This window comes from Hoeflea sp. Naph1 (genome assembly GCF_046837775.1).
GTDB lineage: Bacteria > Pseudomonadota > Alphaproteobacteria > Rhizobiales > Rhizobiaceae > Hoeflea.
The window spans coordinates 4,456,136-4,475,772 of the sequence record NZ_CP177286.1 but is presented as its reverse complement, the minus strand read 5'-3'; the positions used below and the strand labels follow the sequence as shown (position 1 = coordinate 4,475,772).

Annotated in this window: 20 protein-coding genes; 14 read left to right on the top strand and 6 right to left on the bottom strand. The window is 59.9% G+C overall.

The genetic code is table 11. The annotated features are described in order from the left end of the window. Window positions 1–318 precede the first annotated feature (318 nt). A complete protein-coding gene (locus ACK6D9_RS21455) occupies window positions 319–729 on the top strand; it encodes a CBS domain-containing protein (protein WP_412050048.1) in 411 nt (136 codons plus the stop codon). A 2-nt stretch (window positions 730–731) separates the two neighbouring features. Here ACK6D9_RS21455 and ACK6D9_RS21450 read toward each other — a convergent pair whose 3' ends face one another. The 3 genes from ACK6D9_RS21450 to ACK6D9_RS21440 form a co-directional block, all read right to left on the bottom strand. Further along, on the bottom strand, window positions 732–1,469 hold the full coding sequence (locus ACK6D9_RS21450) for a Crp/Fnr family transcriptional regulator (protein ID WP_412050047.1): 738 nt from the start codon (window positions 1,467–1,469) through the stop codon (window positions 732–734). Window positions 1,470–1,895: 426 nt separating this feature from the next. Then, window positions 1,896–2,054: a hypothetical protein gene (locus ACK6D9_RS21445; RefSeq protein ID WP_412050046.1), complete on the bottom strand. Its 159-nt coding sequence runs from the start codon at window positions 2,052–2,054 to the stop codon at window positions 1,896–1,898. A 59-nt stretch (window positions 2,055–2,113) separates the two neighbouring features. Further along, complete coding sequence (locus ACK6D9_RS21440) at window positions 2,114–4,021, bottom strand: heavy metal translocating P-type ATPase (protein ID WP_412050045.1); 1,908 nt, start codon at window positions 4,019–4,021, stop codon at window positions 2,114–2,116. 549 nt (window positions 4,022–4,570) lie between these two features. Here ACK6D9_RS21440 and ACK6D9_RS21435 point away from each other — a divergent pair. Next, window positions 4,571–4,702, top strand: a complete 132-nt coding sequence (locus ACK6D9_RS21435; RefSeq protein ID WP_412050044.1) for a hypothetical protein — start codon at window positions 4,571–4,573, stop codon at window positions 4,700–4,702. 469 nt (window positions 4,703–5,171) lie between these two features. Here the strand turns inward: ACK6D9_RS21435 and ACK6D9_RS21430 are convergent, their stop codons facing one another. From ACK6D9_RS21430 to ACK6D9_RS21420, 3 genes are all read right to left on the bottom strand, one after another. Next, window positions 5,172–6,020 (bottom strand): bifunctional allantoicase/(S)-ureidoglycine aminohydrolase, encoded by an 849-nt coding sequence (locus ACK6D9_RS21430; RefSeq protein WP_412050043.1) that lies wholly within the window; start codon window positions 6,018–6,020, stop codon window positions 5,172–5,174. Window positions 6,021–6,031: 11 nt separating this feature from the next. Next, complete coding sequence (locus tag ACK6D9_RS21425) at window positions 6,032–6,283, bottom strand: hypothetical protein (protein WP_412050042.1); 252 nt, start codon at window positions 6,281–6,283, stop codon at window positions 6,032–6,034. Between the two features lie 239 nt (window positions 6,284–6,522). After that, window positions 6,523–7,482 (bottom strand): LysR family transcriptional regulator, encoded by a 960-nt coding sequence (locus ACK6D9_RS21420; protein WP_412050041.1) that lies wholly within the window; start codon window positions 7,480–7,482, stop codon window positions 6,523–6,525. 106 nt (window positions 7,483–7,588) lie between these two features. Here ACK6D9_RS21420 and ACK6D9_RS21415 point away from each other — a divergent pair, with 106 nt between their 5' ends. From ACK6D9_RS21415 to ACK6D9_RS21360, 12 genes are all read left to right on the top strand, one after another. Further along, entirely contained in the window at window positions 7,589–8,455 is an 867-nt protein-coding gene (locus ACK6D9_RS21415; RefSeq protein ID WP_322990751.1) for an ABC transporter permease, read from the top strand. Then, the gene (locus tag ACK6D9_RS21410) at window positions 8,455–9,240 is read left to right on the top strand and encodes an ABC transporter permease (protein ID WP_267654051.1); all 786 of its coding nucleotides are present in this window, start codon (window positions 8,455–8,457) and stop codon (window positions 9,238–9,240) included. Before ACK6D9_RS21415 ends, ACK6D9_RS21410 begins: the two co-directional genes overlap by 1 nt. A 37-nt stretch (window positions 9,241–9,277) precedes the next feature. Then, window positions 9,278–10,423 carry an extracellular solute-binding protein gene (locus ACK6D9_RS21405; protein ID WP_412050040.1) on the top strand — a complete coding sequence of 382 codons (1,146 nt, stop codon included), beginning with the start codon at window positions 9,278–9,280 and terminating at the stop codon, window positions 10,421–10,423. A 63-nt stretch (window positions 10,424–10,486) separates the two neighbouring features. After that, window positions 10,487–11,575 carry an ABC transporter ATP-binding protein gene (locus ACK6D9_RS21400; RefSeq protein ID WP_412050039.1) on the top strand — a complete coding sequence of 363 codons (1,089 nt, stop codon included), beginning with the start codon at window positions 10,487–10,489 and terminating at the stop codon, window positions 11,573–11,575. Beyond that, window positions 11,572–12,918 (top strand): aspartate aminotransferase family protein, encoded by a 1,347-nt coding sequence (locus ACK6D9_RS21395; RefSeq protein ID WP_412050038.1) that lies wholly within the window; start codon window positions 11,572–11,574, stop codon window positions 12,916–12,918. The genes ACK6D9_RS21400 and ACK6D9_RS21395 overlap by 4 nt, the downstream gene beginning before the upstream one ends. An 11-nt stretch (window positions 12,919–12,929) precedes the next feature. Next, complete coding sequence (locus ACK6D9_RS21390) at window positions 12,930–13,856, top strand: 3-keto-5-aminohexanoate cleavage protein (RefSeq protein WP_412050037.1); 927 nt, start codon at window positions 12,930–12,932, stop codon at window positions 13,854–13,856. Next, window positions 13,853–14,344: an N-acetyltransferase family protein gene (locus tag ACK6D9_RS21385; RefSeq protein WP_412050036.1), complete on the top strand. Its 492-nt coding sequence runs from the start codon at window positions 13,853–13,855 to the stop codon at window positions 14,342–14,344. The genes ACK6D9_RS21390 and ACK6D9_RS21385 overlap by 4 nt, the downstream gene beginning before the upstream one ends. Then, window positions 14,341–15,369: a histone deacetylase family protein gene (locus ACK6D9_RS21380; protein WP_412050035.1), complete on the top strand. Its 1,029-nt coding sequence runs from the start codon at window positions 14,341–14,343 to the stop codon at window positions 15,367–15,369. Before ACK6D9_RS21385 ends, ACK6D9_RS21380 begins: the two co-directional genes overlap by 4 nt. Beyond that, a complete protein-coding gene (locus ACK6D9_RS21375) occupies window positions 15,366–16,478 on the top strand; it encodes an NAD(P)/FAD-dependent oxidoreductase (protein ID WP_412050034.1) in 1,113 nt (370 codons plus the stop codon). The genes ACK6D9_RS21380 and ACK6D9_RS21375 overlap by 4 nt, the downstream gene beginning before the upstream one ends. A gap of 4 nt (window positions 16,479–16,482) precedes the next feature. Beyond that, window positions 16,483–16,830: a RidA family protein gene (locus ACK6D9_RS21370; RefSeq protein WP_412050033.1), complete on the top strand. Its 348-nt coding sequence runs from the start codon at window positions 16,483–16,485 to the stop codon at window positions 16,828–16,830. A 78-nt stretch (window positions 16,831–16,908) separates the two neighbouring features. Next, window positions 16,909–18,768 (top strand): DNA helicase RecQ, encoded by a 1,860-nt coding sequence (recQ, locus tag ACK6D9_RS21365; RefSeq protein ID WP_412050032.1) that lies wholly within the window; start codon window positions 16,909–16,911, stop codon window positions 18,766–18,768. Window positions 18,769–19,007: 239 nt separating this feature from the next. Next, window positions 19,008–19,637 carry a TetR/AcrR family transcriptional regulator gene (locus ACK6D9_RS21360; protein ID WP_412050031.1) on the top strand — a complete coding sequence of 210 codons (630 nt, stop codon included), beginning with the start codon at window positions 19,008–19,010 and terminating at the stop codon, window positions 19,635–19,637.

Sequence of the window (19,637 nt, the reverse complement as noted above, 5' to 3'; positions counted from 1 at the left end):
CGGTCAAGAGGGCAAGCGGAAAGGCTTAGGTGCAGGATTCAGGAATTGTTCGCCACGCGTTTCATATGGCGGGGCGTGTAATTCTGCTGCTTACAGGTCGCGCCGAGGTGCTGCACTTTGGGATGGTTGACGGCGGTTAATGCCGTAGTTTCGCGCTCGGCCACATCCTTAGACCACCCCCGTCGTTCGGATGGGCGGCTCCATCGCTCTGGCCACGGCCCATTTCGAGGTCGTCACTGATTTCGATTTCGATTTGGATTTGGTTGTGCGGGGTATCCTATTTGAACAGCGCGTTAGTATCTTCGTGGAGGTATTGGAATGTTAGTTAAACGCGTTATGCGCACGCCCATTATGACCGTCACACCAGACACGACGGTTCGGGCGGCTGCCGCGTTGATGGCGGAACTTGGTCTGGGCGTATTGCCGGTTTGCGCGAATGGCCGCCCAATCGGCATTGTTACGGATCGGGATATCGTGACCCGGTGGGTCTCCACCGCCGATGCCGATAGCAATATCGGGCAGATCATGACGCCTGAAATCGTGACGTGCCGCGCGGAACAGACGGTTGAGCAGGCCGCTTACCTCATGTCGGACAATCAAATCAGGCGGCTTGTGGTTGTGGGCAACTCGGGTGAAATCGCTGGAATCATCACATTAGGCGACATAGCCAATGACGCGAGCGAGGAATTGGCGGGTCAAACCCTGGGCGAGATTGTTGAAGAGCGGTAGCGCTAAAGTTTCCGCCGGACAAGGATCTGATGCTGGAGAGAATCCAGGTCGATACCGGCGATCTTACACAACGCATCGATATCGTTGAGAACGATATCGAACTGGGTTGGATGCGATATGATTCCATCACGCTCGAACCGCCGCATCGTGCGGCAGACATGGACGTTGCTGAGCCCGGTGAACTCACCGATTTTCTGTTGTGTCATCGGAAACGCAAAGCCGTTATCCTTGACTAGCCCGACAGCATCGAGCCGAACGTATAACTCGAGCAGGGCATAGGCGAGGCGGTTGGCCGCAACCCCTTTGCCCATCCTTAGCAGCATCTCCGCCGTGCGGGCCTGTGTCCTGATGATCTCCCCGAACATCAATTCGCGTAGCTTGGCCTTTTCCGGCTCAGGACCATTTGCGTATGAGGGGAGAATGTTGATGAAACGCACATCGCTCAGAGCTTCGACAGAGCAGGCGGCGACGGGTGCGTTGGCAGCACCGATCAAGGCAAAATCCCCAGGCAATACCACGTCGATGATCTGGGTTTCGCCGTCAGGCAGCATCTTGGAGAAAGCGATCCACCCTTCGAGCAAAATGATGGATCGGTCCGAGAAATCGTCTTCTCGAACAATGACCTTTCCCTTGCTGGCTGACTCGACAGATGGCAGCGGCTGACCACGCGAGTATACATCGACAAGCGTTGGGTGAATTAGAACCCCGGTTAACTCCGCGCTGTTGTGTAGGATTTGCATCGCTGTCGTTCTTCCGAGTTAAGTGCTGAAAAATTCAATACCTGAGGCCCGAATTCGAAGAGGCGCCGATAGCAGAAAGGGCGGTCGTTAGTCAGTTTTAAACGCGGCGTCCAACCTGAGAAAATCGACCGGATCTGCTCCTGAGTGTGTCCCCGATTGGTGCCGCGAAATTGATGTTATTCGTGCCCTGTTTGGATCCATTTCGATAACATTCGGTCTCACCCTGTTACTGTGGATTCTTGTGTCGACATGGTTGTTGCTGTGGGCGTCTATCTTGACGCAAATGAAGTCCCCAAGCTTTGATAGTATTCCCGCCACGTCTGCCATGATGCAGATCAATTCGAACACTTAACCAAACCGGGAGACTTCAGCCGCGTGGTAGCCGCCGTGCCAAGGGCTTTTATGTGACTGATTGGCTGAACAGGGTCAGGCTGACCGCAAGAAGACAGCGTCCAAAAGCAAGGTCCAGAGGAACTCAGGCTCGACAATGGAGGAATCGGCGTGGCGATAGGTGAACACTCTGGCGAACCCCATGAAGTGGCGCAGGGGAAGCAGCCGTGTAATCTCGATGGCTGTGGTCGGCATCTACGACAGATGCTTGATCGTACCGTACTCACGTTCGCGGATATGCCAAACCTCTCCTCTCAAGCGTTGGAGCGGCGTGTCTTGTAGATTGGATCGTTGAGCAGCCGCAGCCCGTTGAGAACGACAAGGACGGTGCCGCCTTCGTGTCCCAGCACAGCCAGCGGCAGCGGCAATTCAAAGAACGTCGCGCCGGTGACCAGAACGAGCATCGCCCCGATGGCAAAGACAAGATTCTGGCGGATAACCGATGCGGTTCGCTTGGAGAGAAGGTGTGCTGCGGCAAGGCGTTCCATATCCTCTGAAAGCAAGGCAACGTCAGCGGCCTGAAGGGCGACTTCGGAGCCCGCCGCCCCCATTGCTATGCCGACATCGGCGCGCGCCAGCGCCGCCGCATCGTTCACGCCATCGCCAACGAAGGCGATCTTCCTTCCCTCTGCCATTTCACCAACAAGGTGCACCTTGTCCTCAGGCAGCATCTCGGCATGGATTTCGTCCGGCCGCAGCCCTAATGTCGCACCGATGCGCAGGGCAACAATGCGCCGGTCTCCCGTCATCATGGCGATGGTCGTGACACCACCTGCACGCAAGGCAGCAAGAGCGTCAATTGAGGTGTCGCGCAATTGGTCGGCGACGCTGACAGCGCCTAATATTCTGGCTTCACGCCCCAGGTAGACGACGGTCTCGGCGCTGTCCTGCAGCGCGCGGAAGCCGTTCTGTCCGGTGGACGCTCCCATCATCTCTGCCATTCGATCATTGCCGGCCCACAACGGGCCTTCGGCATCCCGTCCGACGATGCCGGCACTCGGGATTGACTGAACATCCTGTACGTCGCGCAGCACCAGCCCTCGACGCTCGGCCTCGCGCCGCAGTGCAGCGGCAACATGATGCTCGGAATAAGCTTCGACGCTGGCGAGCGAAGACAGGAATGCCGCCTCGTCGCCATCAAGAGCGACAATTCCGGTGACTTCCGCACGTCCGGTTGTCAGCGTGCCGGTTTTGTCGAAGGCGAATATGTCGACGGCGGCCAAGGTTTCCAACGCCGCGCCGCCCTTGAACAACACGCCGCCACGCGCGGCTGCCGACAGCGCGGAGAGGATAGCGGCAGGGACCGAAATAACGATGGCGCACGGGCTTGCGGCGACCAGCAACGTTGCGGCGCGATAAAGCGCGGTCTCCCAGTCCTGTCCAAACCAGTAGAAGCCGCCAAGCGCGGCGATAGCTCCGATCAGCACGGCTATCGTATAGCGCTGGCCGAACCAGTCGCTGAAGCGTTCCGATGGAGCCCGTGCCGCCTGCGCTTCGGTCACAAGGGCGATCATTCGCGCCACCGTACTTTGATCGAGCGACCGTGAAATCCGCACTTCAAGCACGCCATCAAGGTTGACGGTTGCCTCGAAGACCTTGCCGCCGGGCTCTTTGCCGACAGGCATGGATTCACCGGTGATGGTCGATTCATCCAGCGAACCACGGCCGGCCACGATGGTTCCGTCCGCCGGAATCCGCCCGCCGGGGCGAACCATCACGATGTCGCCGACGCCAAGCGCTGCTGCCTGAACTTCCTCCACCGAGCCATCGGCAGATTTGCGAAAGGCGGTTTCCGGACGCAGCGCCATCAGCGCCTCGATTGCGCGGCGCGCCTGTCCCATTGCGCGCTCTTCCATCGTCGTCGACAGGCTGAACAGTGTGAGCAGGACCGCACCTTCGATCACTGCGCCAACGGCGGCCGCTGCGATCGCCGCAACGATCATCAAGAGGTCGATGTCGAGGATGTGCTCGGTCCACAGCGCCTTCAGCGCCCGCCAGCCAGCGGGGACACCGCCCGCCAGGTAGGCGAGTGCCGCGCCAAAAAGCGTTGTGCGCAGGCTTGCGTCACTGTCCATCAACCAGGCGCCAGCAAGGGCAATTGCCAGGCCCACTATCGTTGCAGAGGTAAGGACGATTGATGAATCTATGGAAAAACGCCGCATTTCATATTTCTCCGGCGTTCGGTTGTGTCACAGCCTGCGCGAGGGCAGGGCATCGATGCCTGTTCGTCAAGCTTAACCGGTCCGCACCGGGTTTGGGCTCTTGTTGAAGAGAAACGTGCCTATTGTGTAATGGCGCGAATTCATCGCTCAACTGGCATTCCCCTGAAGGAATGTGCGGGCATGTTTACGCATTTCTGTCCCAAAGCCAAGCGGTCGCCCGACAACATGCGTCTCGCAATATCGTATGGCGGTTAGGGTAGGTCTACTAAGATCTTGTCACTGGCGAGGCGCGCGTCGTCGGGCGGGGAAAGGGGGCTCGCCTTTGGCATTTTCTGCAAAAGCGAATTCACCCAAGGCAGTCGCATAAGTTCATACCCGAAACCATGTTGTGCACCTTACTGCGCGGGCGTCACCAACAACAAGACCACCAACACAGGCGGTGCGTGTCTTCCTCGTCCGTCGATTACCGGGCGCCACGCCAAAGCCAAGGCTGTGCGGCTGGTGGTCTTGACCGCAGCGATAAGGCTTACCTGAACCATTTTAAATGACATGGCGCACATCCCAGATCCTGCAGCAGTCCGGAATGTGTGGCGCGACAATCGGAAAATACGAGAACGTGGCCGCGCCAGCCAATTGGAGACCTCTGAGGCCGATTATCTGGAAGCCTTTGCCGGCGAATAGGTCGAGCGGCCCGAAGCAATCCAAGCTTTGCGTTCAGCGCATAGCTGCAGTGCAACATGAATTGTTTGAATCTGTAAAAATTACGGTATGTTCTGGCCATCGAAGCAATGCACCTCCTCCCGCAGAGCTTCGTGTCTAGGAAGGCCCACTCCTCCTCCCAAGGGTCTTCTGAATGGAATTGCGACATCCTCCTCCCGTCGCATTCCGCTATTCGAAAAGCCTGCCGCACCTCCTCCCGCGGCAGGCTTTTTGGTTTTGTGCCCATGCACGGCCGGGCGGGGACCAAACCTAATCAATCTGGCAATGGCGAAATATCATAGGTGTCGGCGATCCGGGAAGCTGTCGCGGCACAGCCGCCGTGAGATTGTGCGGCGCACAATCGATATGCGCTAAACGGATGCCCGCGCGGTGGTTTACGCAGTCATATTGAGCGGAGAGGATCGGCGTGCGGCCCGCGCCGCCGGCTGCTTCAGCGCCCGTAGCCGCGCAGATTGGCGTGACGGTTCACGTCCTTGTAGAGAAGATAGCGGAACCTGCCGGGGCCCCCGGCGTAGCAAGCTTGCGGGCAGAACGCGCGAAGCCACATGTAGTCGCCGGCTTCGACCTCGACCCAGTCACGGTTGAGCTTGTAGACCGCCTTGCCCTCCAGCACATAAAGCCCGTGCTCCATCACGTGGGTTTCCTCAAACGGAATCAGCCCGCCGGGCTCGAAGGTGACGATGGTGACATGCATGTCATGGCGCAGGTCGGTCGGGTCGACAAAGCGCGTTGTGGCCCAGGTGCCATTGGTGTCGGGCATGACGGTGGGGGCGATGTCGCTCTCATGGAGAAACAGCGGGTCGGGTTTGGCGATGCCGTCGACGGCTTCATAAGCCTTGCGGATCCAGTGGAAGCGCGCAGGGGCGGCACCATTATTGACCGCCGTCCAGTTGCAGCCGGCGGGGAGGTAGGCATAGCCGCCTGGCACCAATGTGTGCGGGGCGCCATCCACCAGCACGGTGAGTTCGCCTTCAACGGCAAAAAGCACCGCTTGCGCCGATGCGTCGGGCTCGGGTGCCTGGGAGCCGCCACCTGGCGCTACCTCCATGATGTAGTGGGAGAATGTTTCGGCAAATCCTGACATTGGCCGGGCAATGATCCAAAGCCGCGTGTCCTCCCAATTGGGCAGGTAGGAGGTGACAATGTCGCTCATCACTCCCTTCGGAATGACGGCATAGGCCTCGGTAAACACCGCCCGGCCGGTCATCAACTCGGTCTGGGCAGGCAACCCACCATGGGGTGCGTAATAGGATCGATCCGGGCTGGAGCGCTTGGTCATGGCATCATCTCTCAGGAATGAAGCAGTGCGTTCTGCCCGGCCTGCAGGGATGCGGGGGCAAAGTGCTGTTTGCTGTTGTTGGAAAGGTGGGGTTTGAAGGCCTGTGGGGATCTGTCGTTGCGGGAGCGACCGACTGTAGAAATGGGCAGGAATCCACGGCTCGCCGTCTTGGCGAGGTGGAAACTGGAAAAGATCCGCCGTTCAGCCGCGATGGCTGCGCTGTCGTCCCTCTTGTCACACCAATGCTGATCTGGCTTTTCCATCTGTTCCTCATATTATCATTATAAGCGGATAGAAGAATTGGATTATCAAAAAGAATTGGAAAGTTCATCGGGAGAAGCGGGGCTTCCGCCGGTTGGACTTCTGGTCCCGTCAAACGAACATTCGGATTCTGCTTCCATTGAAGGAGAGTCTTGTTTTTACCTACGGATGAGCGCGATGCTCAGGGCGTCGGAAGCGGCTACAAGATCGGCGACGCTGAAGTGTTTGCCGGTACCTGGGCTCAGTTGTAGATGCGCTGATCCATCGGCGTGGTGTCGATCTGGTTGATGAGGCCGGCAAGCAGGGCTGCCTCGGCGCGGTTGGGCTTGGCATGTGGGTTCCAGACGACATGGACGTCGATCGCCGGCGGCGTTTCATAGGGAGGCAGCCGCCACAATCTTCCTCGCTCCACGTCCTCGCGCACCACATGCAATGGCAGCGGGCCGATGCCGAGGCCGGCGATGATCATGCGCCGCACTTCCTCAAGGTTGGGGGATGTGCCGACAATGCGGGAATCAAGCTGGGCTTCTGCGCGCATTTGCGCGACCGGGCGCAATGCATCATCCATCTGGTCGGTTATGAAACTTACCGAGGAATGACCGGCCAGATCGGCGATGGTAATTCCCTCGCGGCCAAAAAGCGGGTGGGACGGACCGCAGAACAAACCGAAATACTCGCGAAACAGCCGCCGGTATTCCAGTTGCGGGCTGCGGTCCATGACCAGGCAAATGGCCAGTGACGCGCGGCGGGCGGCGACAGCGGTCAAGGCGCTGCGGCTGGCCACCGCCTCGATCGACAAGGTCGCGCGCGGGTGATCGGAATGAAACCGGTTCAGCGTGGCATCAAACAGCGGGCTGACCACATGGCTCGCCATGACGATGCGGATATGACCGCTGACCTCGTCCTCGACATCGCGGATGACGGTGCCAAGGCGAAGAATGGCGCTGTGGATATCAATAGCTTCATCATACAGAAGCCGGCCGGCGGCGGTGAGTTCAAAACGCCCTGGCTTGCGGTTAATCAGGCGCTTGCCGAGCCGGTCTTCAAGCCGCTTGAGCGCGCTGGAGACGGTCGGCTGTTTCAGTGACAATTTTTCCGCGGCATCGGTGACCGAACGGGAATCGGCCAGGACAAGGAATGTCCGAAGCAAATTCCAGTCAAGATCGCGGGCCAACCGTTCGGGTGGAGTCATGCTGATCATCGGGTATTGATATCATCTATGGTTAGGATATCAATTATCTATTTGATCAATGCTCTATCCTTTCGCATCATGGGTTCCACAAGAAGCGCCGGGGAGCGCCGGGAACATGAGCATCGAACAACGCGAGGCACGGCAGCCGTGGATCTTGCTGACGCCGGCACTGACGGCGGTCGGGCTTTTGCTGATCGTGCCGCTGATGTTTATCGTGGTCTATTCGTTCTGGCTCAAGAGCGCGGCGGGCGCCGACACGCCAGGCCTGTTTCTCGACAACTGGAAAGAGGCGCTGACCGACCGGTTTTACCGCGACATCCTGCTCAATACGCTCAAGATTTCCGCCATTACCACGGTCGCCTGTGCGGTGCTTGGCTATCCGGCAGCCTATTTCATCGCCCGTTCGAGAGGCAACAAGCTGATCCTCTTGGTGTTGCTGATGCTGCCATTCTGGATCAGCTACATCATCCGCACGATGAGCTGGATCAACATTCTCGGTATTTCCGGGGCGCTCAATTCGGCGCTTGTGTGGCTAGGTCTGATCAGCGAGCCGGTACAGATGCTCTACAACGAGACCACGGTGATCCTCGGGCTGGTGCATTTCCTGCTGCCGTTCATGGTGCTCAATATCTATGTCAGCCTCGATGGTATCGACACCAATCTCGAGGACGCGGCGTCGTCGCTGGGGGCAACCCGCTGGCAGGGGTTCCTGCAGGTAACCCTGCCCTTGTCGATGCCGGGACTGGCCGCCGGTGGGCTGTTGTGTTTCGTGCTGTCGGCGGGCACCTACATTACCCCGGTGATCCTCGGTGGGCCGCGCGACGCGATGTTTGCCAACCTGGTCTATGAGGCCATCATCAAGCAGCTCAACTGGCCGCTCGGCTCGGCGTTGTCGCTGCTGCTGCTGGTCGTGCTTGGCGTGCTGGTTCTCATCTACAACCGCTATCTCGGCATGGCGCAACTGGCGAAGGGGCTTGGCTGATGGGCTGGCGTCTGATCCGCATCTACACGATCCTGGTCTATCTGTTCATGTTCCTGCCGATCGCGGTGGTGGTTCTGCTGTCGTTTAATGCCAACCAGTTCGGCAGCTTTCCCATGACCGGCCTGTCGACCCGCTGGTTTGAAGCCTTGTGGAACAATGATGCGATCATGCGGGCGTTTCGCACCTCGATCACATTGGGACTGATGACAGCCGTCATCTCCACCGTGCTTGGCGTGCTCGCAAGCCTGGCGCTGGTGCGCTACAAAATTCCGGGCCGCAATCTGATCACCACCTTGCTGATCGCGCCTATCCTTGTGCCCGAAGTGGTGCTGGCAGTGGCGCTGCTGCTGTTTTTGAACTTCCTCAATATTGGCAAGAGCTTCACGCTGCTGCTGCTGGGGCATGTCATCTTCACGCTGCCGTTCGTCATTCTGGTGGTGCAGGCGCGGCTGGTCAGCATCCGGCGCGATGTCGAGGAAGCTGCGCTCAGCCTTGGCGCTTCTCCGATGCAGACGTTCTTTTCGGTCACATTGCCGTTGCTGATGCCGGCAGTCGCTGCCGGCGGATTGTTCGCCTTCACCATCAGCTTTGACGACATCACCGGAACCCTGTTCTGGAAGCCGGGCGGCATCGAAACGGTGCCGACGCAGATTTTCTCAATGCTTCGCAATTCGATCTCTCCGGAGATCAACGCTCTTGGCACGGTCATCATCGTGCTGACCGTGGGGCTGCCGCTGATTGGAGCGGCGATCGCCCGAAGACTTGCAACAAAAAGCGGCGGATAAACCGCCCACTGACCTCGAACCAGAGATGGAGAACAAAATGGACGATACAAAACGCTATGAACGACTGCGCGAGCGGTTCCAGAACGGTGACATCAGCCGCCGCAGCTTCTTCGGCCTTCTTGGTGCTGCCGGCGCTGCCTACGGGTTGCAGATGCCCTTCGCCGGCCAGGCCCTGGCTGCAGGCGATGTTACCCAGGTGCGGTTTGACGGTTGGGGCGGCGTTGTTTCCGAGGCATTCCGCAAGCATGCCTTTGATCCCTACACCGCCAAGACCGGCATCAAGGTGATTGACGGGACGTTCCCCGGAGGCGACGAATATCTCGCTCAGGTGCGCGCCAGCAAGACGGGAGAATACAATATTGCCCATCTTTCGGGTGTGTTTGACTATGCCCGCTACCACAGCTTCGATCTGACCAGCGAACTCAATATCGACAACATCCCCAACATGGCCAATGTCATGCCGGCGTTGATGAATGCGTTCAAGTCGATCACGCCCGACAGTCTCAGCGCGGCGCCCTATGATTACGGCACCACCGGGCTGGCCTATAACCGTAAATTCATCAGTGACGACGAGATGAAGGAGAAGGGCGCCAAGATCCTGATCGATGCCAAGCACAAGGGCAAGATCGGCGGCTGGAGCGATTGGCGCACCCGGATGTGGTATGCGGCACTGCAGACCGGTCAGGCCCCCAACGACATCAAGGACGTCGACGCAGCCTGGGATGCTGTGCGTCAGCATCGCGATCTGGCGCTGAAATACTGGGCGTCGGGCGCCGAACTGATGAGCCTATTGTCCGAGGAAGAAATCCACGTGACCGAAGGCTGGTCGGGCCGGATTTACGCGCTGCAGGAGCAAGGCCACGATATCGGCTATTACGATCCGCCGAATGGTTTCGGCTGGCAGGAGTGCCTGTTCGTGCTCAAGGGCAGCCCGATGGCGGCCTGCGAGGAGTTGCTCAACTTCATGCTCGACAAGGACACCTCGATTGCTGTGGCTGAAGGCCAGAGCTATCCGCCGGCGCTCGATCCGACCAAGGTCGATCTCGGCGACAAGATTCCGAAACTGCCGGCCTTCGATGCCACCGGCACGCTGTCAGGTCTGACCTTTGCCAATCCGGCCTACTGGAATGGCAATGAGGCTGAATGGGCCAAGGAATTCTCCCGCGTCCAGCGCGGCTACTAAGCTTCTACCCGGCCCCGCCGTGCTGGCGGGGCCGGGTTTTACTTCAACCGGAGGCACGATGCCGTGAGCGCCGTTTCCCTGACCCAGATCGTCAAGCGTTTTGGTAATTTTACCGCTGTGCACGAGATGTCGCTGGACATCGCCGAAGGCAGTTTCGTTACGCTGCTGGGACCATCCGGCTGCGGAAAGACCACCACCTTGCGGATGATCGCCGGCCTGCTCGATCCGAGCGAGGGCGAGATTTCCATCAAGGGCAGGCGCGTCAACGATGTGCCGATTCACAAGCGCAATCTCGGTCTGGTGTTCCAGAATTACGCGCTGTTTCCGCACAAGACGGTGGCAGAAAACGTTGCCTTCGGGCTCAATTACCGCAATGTCAGCAAGCCCGATGCCCAACGCAAGGTGGCCGAGGCGCTGGATCTGGTGCAATTGCCTGATCTCGGTGCGCGCTACCCGAAAGAACTCTCGGGTGGCCAGCAACAGCGAATCGCACTGGCACGCGCCATCGTCATCGAGCCGGACGTGCTCTTGCTTGATGAACCGTTGTCGGCGCTTGATGCCAATTTGCGCGAAGACATGCGGGTTGAGCTCAAGCGCATCCAGCAGCGTATTGGCGTGACCACTGTGTTTGTCACCCATGACCAGACCGAAGCACTGGCGATGTCGGATCAGATCATCGTCATGTCGAAGGGCCAGGTCGAACAGGTCGGTGCGCCCGAGGCTGTCTACAACACGCCTGCGACCGAATTCGTCGCCCAGTTTCTTGGCGCATCCAATCTGCTGTCGGCACGCTGCACCAGCATCTCAGGGGGCGAGATCAGCCTGGAGTTGCCGGATTTCCCGCGCTTCTCAATCCCCAAACAACGCGCCCCGCAAATTACCGCGCCGGGTCCGGTCAGGCTGGTGATCCGGGCTGAAAAATTGCACCTGATGCCGGCTGGCAGTTCCGCTGAAGGAGACATGACGGTCAAGGCCACAGTCGAGAATGTTGATTACCAGGGACAGTCAGCGCGCTATTTCCTGCGGGTCGGCGATCATCAACTGCAGGCCGTCAACATGATTGATGAACACCCCTTTGCCACCGGCGCCGAGGTGCTGTTGCGGTTTCGGGCGAAGGATTGCGCTGCGTTGCCGGTGGAGAATGAAACGTGAAACCGAAAAGCCATCTGTTTTATCAGACCCGCTCGCGCCGGCCGGTGCTGGCGGAGGCCCGCGGCGTCTACATGTGGGATGTCGACGGCAAGCGCTATCTCGACGGCTCCTCGGGCGCGATGGTTTCCAATATCGGCCATTCCAACCCCCGGGTCCTCGAGGCGATGCGGCGGCAGATGGAAAAATCGACTTTCGGCTACCGGCTGCATTTCGAAACCGAACCGGGCGAACGGCTGGCCGCGAAGGTGGCGGGACTGTCGCCCGAGGGCATGGAGAAGGTGTTCTTCGTCTCCGGTGGATCGGAGGCGGTGGAAAGCGCGATCAAGCTGGCGCGGCAATATGCGGTGACAGTCGGACAGGGATCGCGCTGGAAAGTGATTTCGCGCAATCCCAGCTACCATGGTTCGACACTCGGCGCGCTGGCGCTGACCGGCTATGCGCCGCTGGCGGATCCGTTCCTGCCGATGATGCAGGCGATGCCGAAAATTCCGGCGCCGCGCGCCTATCTTGATGGGTTACCCATGGACGATCCGGCCACCGGCGCGCATTACGCGGCTATGCTGGAAGCCAGGATCGTCGAGGAAGGGCCGGAAACGGTGCTGGCCTTCATCCAGGAACCGGTCGGCGGTGCGTCCACCGGTGCGCTGGTGCCGCCTGCAGGCTATATGCAGGCCGTGCGCGAGATTTGCGATCGCCATGGCGTGTTGCTGATCCATGACGAGGTGATGTCGGGCGGTGGTCGCACTGGCAAATTCATGGCTGCCGAGCATTGGGGCGTTGATCCCGATATCATCGCCATCTCCAAGGGTTTCGGAGCCGGTTATGCGCCACTCGGTGCGATGATCGCCCACGACCGGCTGATCGATCCGGTGCTTGATGCTGGCGGTTTCCAGCATGGCCATACCTATGCCGGTAATCCGCTGGCCTGCGCCGCGGGCCTGGCAGTGCTTGAGGAAATCGAGAGCGGAGAACTGATGGGCAATGCCGCCCGTGTTGGGGCGCTGCTCAAAGCGCGGCTTGCCAATCTGATGCAACGCTACGGGTTCATCGGCGACGTGCGCGGGGAAGGGCTGCTGCTGGCGTGCGAGCTGGTGGCCGACCGGCAGACCATGCAGCCCTTGCCGAAGGGGCTCAATGCGTATGTCGAATTGGTGGAACTGGCCTATGAACAGGGGCTAATTATTTATTCGCGCCGCACGCGGGGCGGCATCGATGGCGACCATTTTCTCGTTTGTCCGCCGATGATTGTGACCGAAGGCCAGGTCGATGAAATCATCGACATGCTGAGCGCAGCGCTGGACAAGTTTGCCGTTCGGGCAGGCTTTGCCGTCGCCACAGCCTGACAGGAAACAGCATGTCGAAAATCATCATAAGCTGCGCCGTCACCGGGTCGATTCATACGCCGTCGATGTCGCCCTATCTGCCGGTGACGGCCGAAGCGATCGCCGAACAGGCTATTGGCGCTGCCAATGCAGGAGCTGCGATCCTGCATCTGCACGCGCGCAACCCTGAGACCGGCCAGCCGTCGGCGTCGGTCGCGCATTACATGGCGTTTTTACCGTTCATCAGTGCTGCCACCGATGCGGTGGTGAACCTGACCACCGGCGGCAGCGCGGTGATGACGCTGGATGAACGTCTCGCGGCGCCGCTCGCGGCCAGACCGGAAATGTGCTCGCTCAACATGGGCTCGATGAATTTTGCGCTCTACCCGATGCTCGGCAAACGCACCGAGTGGCTGCATGATTGGGAAGAACCGTTCCTGCGCAATTCCGACGATCTGGTGTTCAAGAACACGCCGCGTGACATCGAGGGTGTGCTCAGGCTGATGGGGCAGGAGCGCGGCGCGCGCTTTGAATTCGAATGTTACGATCTCGGCCATCTTTACATGCTGAAGCATTTTGCCGATCGCGGGCTGATCAAAACCCCCATGTTCATCCAGTTCGTGATGGGTGTGCTGGGCGGGGTGGCGGCCGAACCGGAGCATCTGGCCCATCTCAAGCAGACCGCGGACAAATTGTTCGGCTACGATTACAAGTTTTCCGTGCTTGCCGCCGGGCGCCAGCAGATGGCGCTGGCCAAGCTCGGCGCTGAAATGGGCGGGCATGTGCGGGTCGGGTTGGAAGATAATCTCTATATCGCCCGCGGCCAGCTGGCCAAGTCCAATGCCGAGCAGGTGGCGCTGGTGCGCGAGATGGTCGAGGATCTGGGGCGTGTGGTGGCGACACCGGATGAGGCAAGGGCGATGCTGGGTTTGAAAGGCAAGCAAGGGGTAGCGTTTTGAGTAGCGTTGATATCAACATCAGGCTGGCCGGGCGCGCCGATGTGGCCGCCGTCAACCGGGCGCTGCGGCAATTGTCCGCCGACATGGGCGACGAGCACCGCGCCACCGACGCCGATATCGAGCGGTTCTGTTTCGGACCTTCACCAATTTTGCACGCCCTGCTGGCGGTGACAAAAGATGGTGATGTGGTCGGTGTCGCCGCCTATTCCCCCTTCTTTTCGACAGTGTTTGGAACCGTCGGCATCTATGTCTCCGACCTCTGGGTAGCCGGGTCTGTGCGCGGAAAGCGGCTCGGGGTACGGCTTCTGGCGGCGGTTCGCGATGCCGGAGCGAAGACCTGGGACGCGGATTTCCTGCGGCTCAATGTCTATCACAACAATCCGAGGGCGCTTGCCTTCTATGAACGCATCGGCTTCGTCCCCACCACAGAAACCCAGTACATGACGCTGGCCGGCACGGCGCTGGACACTCTTGGAGAGCAATCGTGAAAGCCATCTTCGACGAACGCCAGCGGGTCCATGACCCGAAGCACTTCATGGCCAATGGCCGGCTTTCGCCCAATCCGGAGCAGCCGCAGCGGATCGAGGAATTGCGTCGCGGCGCAAGCGCCGCGGGGTGTGAATTTGCAGCGCCGACAGACCACGGGCTGGGCCCGATTGCCGAGCTCCACTCGCCTGAATATCTGACATTTCTGGAAACCATCCATGCGCGCTGGATCCGCACCGAGGGGGCTTCCGACGAGGTTATCCCCAATATCCATCCGGATCGGCGCACCGCCAGCTATCCGAAGTCGGCATCGGGACAGGCGGGGTTTCACCAGGCCGATACATCATGTCCGATCACCGCGGGCACCTGGCAATCTGCCTATTGGTCGGCGCAATCGGCGCTCAGCGCGGCCGATACAGTGCTTGACGGGGCGCCGGCCACCTATGCGCTGTGCCGTCCGCCCGGTCATCATGCGTTCGGCGATCTGGCCGGCGGCTTCTGCTTTCTCAACAATTCGGCGATTGCCGCTCAGGCATTGCTGCGCGCTGGCCGCCGTCCAGCCATCGTCGATGTTGACGTCCACCATGGCAACGGCACGCAGGGAATTTTCTACCAGCGCCGCGATGTGCTGACGGTGTCGATCCATGCCGACCCGGCCCGGTTCTATCCGTTCTTCTGGGGCCATGCGGAAGAACGCGGTGAAGGCGAGGGGCTGGGCTACAATCTCAACCTGCCGCTGCCGCGCGGCACAAATGATGTGGAGTTCCTCGCAGCCTTGGAGATTGCGCTGGCGCGGGTGCGTTCATTCGGTGCCGATGTACTGGTGGTGGCGCTCGGCCTTGATGCGCATGAGAACGATCCGTTCCATGGCTTCAAGGTGACGACACCCGGTTTCGGCCGGATTGCGGCAGCCATTGCCGCGCTGGCTCTCCCGGTCGTAATCGTGCAGGAAGGTGGGTACCTGTCGTCCGATCTTGGCGATAATCTGACCAGCTTTCTCAACGGGTATCAGGCAGCTTCAGCATGAAAACGGATATTCTGGTTATTGGCGGCGGAATTGCCGGCATCAGCGCAGCCGCTCGGTTGGCGCCCGAGGCGTCGGTCACAGTGCTCGAAGCCGAGACGATGATCGGCCATCATTCGTCTGGCCGCTCAGCGGCAATCTTCATCCGCAACTATGGCAACGCTACCTTGCGCGCATTGAATGCGGCCTCTGCGCCGTTCCTGGCCGCACCCGAAGGGGTCTCCGAGACGAGCCTGCTGTCGCCGCGCGGCGAAATGCTGGTGGCGACGGAAGCAGACCTGCCCCATTACGAAGCCTATCTAGATGGCAGCGACGGCCTCGAGCGGCTTTCAGCGCAGCAGGCGCAAGAGCTGGTACCGATCCTGCGCGCCGATGTGATCGCTGCCGCGGCAATCGAGTGGGATGCCCAGGATATAGATGTGGACCGGATGCTGCAGGGTTTTGCCCGCTTGCTTCGCGCCCATGGCGGCCGGATCGTGAATAATGCGCGAGTGCAGTCGATCGCGCGTCGTGATGGTATCTGGACGGTGACGGCACCGGCCGGCGAATTCAGGGCACCGATCGTGATCAATGCCGCCGGCGGTTGGGCCGATCAGCTGGCAGAAATGGCCGGGGTGCGGGCCCTTGGGTTGCAACCGCTGCGCCGTTCCGCGGCGCTTATTCCGGCGCCTGAGGGCCACGACATCAACCGCTGGCCGCTGTTCGCCAATGCCTCGGACCAATGGTATGCCAAGCCGGAGGCCGGCAAGCTTATGATCTCGCCGGCGGAGGAAGATCCGGTTGAACCGCATGATGTCTGGGTCGATGACATGGTGCTGGCCGAAGGCCTGCACCGTTTCGAGCAGGCAGTGACGATACCGGTGACGCGGGTTGAGCATTCCTGGGCAGGAATGCGGACGTTTGCTCCGGACCGGACGCCCGTGGTCGGCTTTGCGCCTGAGGTGGACGGGTTTTTCTGGCTTGCGGGGCAGGGTGGTTACGGTATGCAGACCGCACCGGCGCTATCGCAACTGGCAGCGGATCTGTGTCTGGGGCGACGTTCTGCGCTGGACCCGAAGGTGGTAGGCGCGCTAGACCCTGCCCGGACATCAATTCAATCCCAACAAGGATAATGACATGAGCGATATCAAACGTATTGAATCCGGCACCCGCATGAGCCAGGCCGTGGTTCACGGAAACACCGTCTATCTGGCCGGCCAGGTCGGCACGCCGGGCGCCAGCGTCACGGTCCAGACACAGGATATCCTGGCCAATATCGAGCGGCTGCTGGCCGAAGTGGGATCGGACAAGAGCAAGATCCTGCAGGCCACGATCTGGATGGCGTCGATGGATGACTTTGCCGAAATGAACGCGGTCTGGGATGCTTGGGTTTCTCCCGGCAATGCACCGACACGGGCTGCTGGCGAATCCAAGCTGGCGACCCCGGAATACAAGGTCGAAATCATCTGCGTCGCAGCGATCTGATTTCAAAAAGCTTGTCTGCGCCTCGCGGCGAGGGGCGGACCTGTGCCATAGTGCAGGCCGTCCCAAGAAAGCGATTCCATGCCGCAGACACATGACCGTATTGTCCCCGTGATTGAAAAAAAAGGGGCGGAAGCCCCGCTTGATATCCTCAAGCGGATTTATGGCTATTCCGAATTTCGCGGCAAGCAGGCGGCCGTCGTCGACCATGTTGTGGCGGGCGGCCACGCCGTGGTGCTGTTTCCGACCGGCGCCGGCAAGTCGCTGTGCTTCCAGATTCCGGCCCTGTGTCGCAACGGTGTCGGCATTGTCATTTCGCCGCTGATCGCTCTGATGCGCGACCAGGTGGAAGCGCTCACGCAGCTTGGCGTGCGCGCGGCAGCCCTTAATTCCTCGCTGAGCCGCGAGGAATTAATGGAGGTTCGCCGGGCGGTCGCCCAAGGTGAACTCGAACTGCTCTACGTTACCCCCGAACGTGCCGTCACTCCCGGTTTCAAGGACATGATCGGCAACGCCAACATTGCGCTGTTTGCCATCGACGAGGCGCATTGCGTTTCGCAATGGGGGCATGATTTCCGGCCGGAATACCGGGATCTCGGCCGGCTTGCCGATGAATATCCCGGAGTGCCACGGATGGCGCTGACCGCGACAGCCGACCCGCATACCCGTGAAGACATCATCGACAAGTTGGCACTGCGGTCCGGTGAGGTCTTTACCACCTCGTTTGATCGCCCCAACATCACCTATGAGATTGTCGAGCGCGATCAGCCGCGCCAGCAATTGCTGCGTTTCCTGGCGGATAACGAAGGGGCGAGCGGTATCGTCTACTGTCTGTCGCGTGCCAAGGTTGAAGACACAGCCGAATGGCTGAACAAGCAGGGTATCCGTGCGCTCGCCTATCATGCCGGTCTCGACCGGGGTGTGCGCGATGACAACCAGGATGCGTTTCTGAAGGAGGAGGGCGTGTGCATGGTAGCCACCGTCGCTTTCGGCATGGGCATCGACAAGCCGAATGTGCGCTATGTCGCCCATCTCGACCTGCCAGGGTCGGTAGAGGCCTACTATCAGGAGACCGGGCGCGCCGGGCGTGACGGGCTGCCGTCGGTGGCCTGGATGGCCTATGGCATGGCCGATGTAATCCAGCGCGGTCGGATGATCGACAATGGCGGGTCGGGCGACGATATCAAGCGGGTTGAACGCGCCAAGCTTAACGCGCTGCTGGGGATCTGTGAAACTCCGGGCTGCCGCCGGCAGGCGATCCTTGCACATTTTGGCGAAGCCCATGCAGGCGGTTGCGGCAATTGTGATACCTGCCTCAAACCGGTCGAAACCTGGGACGGGACCGATGCCGCGATCAAAGCGCTGGCGGCGGTTTATCGGACCGGCGAGCGTTTCGGCACCGGCCATCTGATTGATGTGCTGACCGGCAACGAGAACGAAAAGACCACCCGCTTTGGCCATGTCGAGATGCCGGTTTTCGGTGCCGGCAAGGATATTCCGGCCAAGACCTGGCAATCGGTTTACCGCCAGCTTCTCGCTGCCGGTCTGGTCAGCGTCGATCATACGGCATTCGGGGCGCTAAAACTTGAGCCGGAAGCGCGCGCTGTTTTCAAACGCGAACGCGAAGTGCGGTTCCGCAAGGACCGGCCAACCACCGGAAAGGCGTCACGCCGTGCGTCATCCGGTTCGACAAACGCCAAATCCGCGCTGGAAGAGGCCGATATCGAGCTGTTCGAGGCGCTTCGTGCCGCGCGGATGGCGATCGCCAAGGAGATGGCGGTGCCGCCCTATGTGATTTTTCCGGATACGACACTGGTAGCCTTTGCAACCAACCGCCCGGCAGACCACGCGGGGTTGCTTGCCACATCCGGCGTCGGACAATCCAAGCTGGAACGCTATGGCGATGCTTTTCTCGACGTGATCAGGACGCACCAGAAGTAGGCTTTGATGCCTGTGCCGGGCTCTGGTCCGTTGGTTAGGCCGATGGCGCCGAGCCCGAAAATTCCTTTACAGTTTCGTTGAGCCGGGCTGGCAGGCGAGGGCATTTCCACGCCCTCAGGCAGCGCTTGCGCGACGATGCAGCCATTCGCACAACACGGTCGTAGAATTGCTTACACTACACACACATTGACAACATACCAACTGGTTGGTATGTAAAATTCAAGCAATTGGAGAACCTGATGGCTAACGTTGCAGCAAAACCGGATGCAAAGGCAAAACTGCTTGATGCGGCTTTGACGGTAATCCGTACCCAGGGCTACTCGGCCACCACGGTGGACGATCTGTGCAAGGCTGCTGGGGTGACGAAGGGGGCGTTCTTCCATTATTTTGCCAGCAAGCAGGATCTGGCGGTGGCTGCAGCAAATTACTGGACCGAAATGACCGGCGGACTGTTTGAAAGCGCCCCGTTTCACGATCCCGCCGATCCGCTAGACCGTGTGCTTGCCTATATCGCTTTTCGCAAGGCGATCCTGCAGGGCAATATTCCCGATTTTACTTGCCTGGTGGGCACAATGGTGCAGGAAACCTACGATACCAACCCGCCGATCCGCGATGCCTGCTGGGCCAGCATTTCTGGCCATGCCGATACCCTGGTGCCCGATATTGAAGCGGCAATGCGTGAGCACGGGATCGACGCGGATTGGAGCGCTTCAAGCCTGGCGCTGCACACACAGGCCGTGATCCAGGGGGCCTTCATCCTCGCCAAGGCGAGCGGTCGTGCGGATCTTGCCAGTGACAGCCTTGATCACCTCTACCGCTATGTCGAGCAATTGTTTGGAAACGAAACCGCCAGCAACCGGAAAGGATAA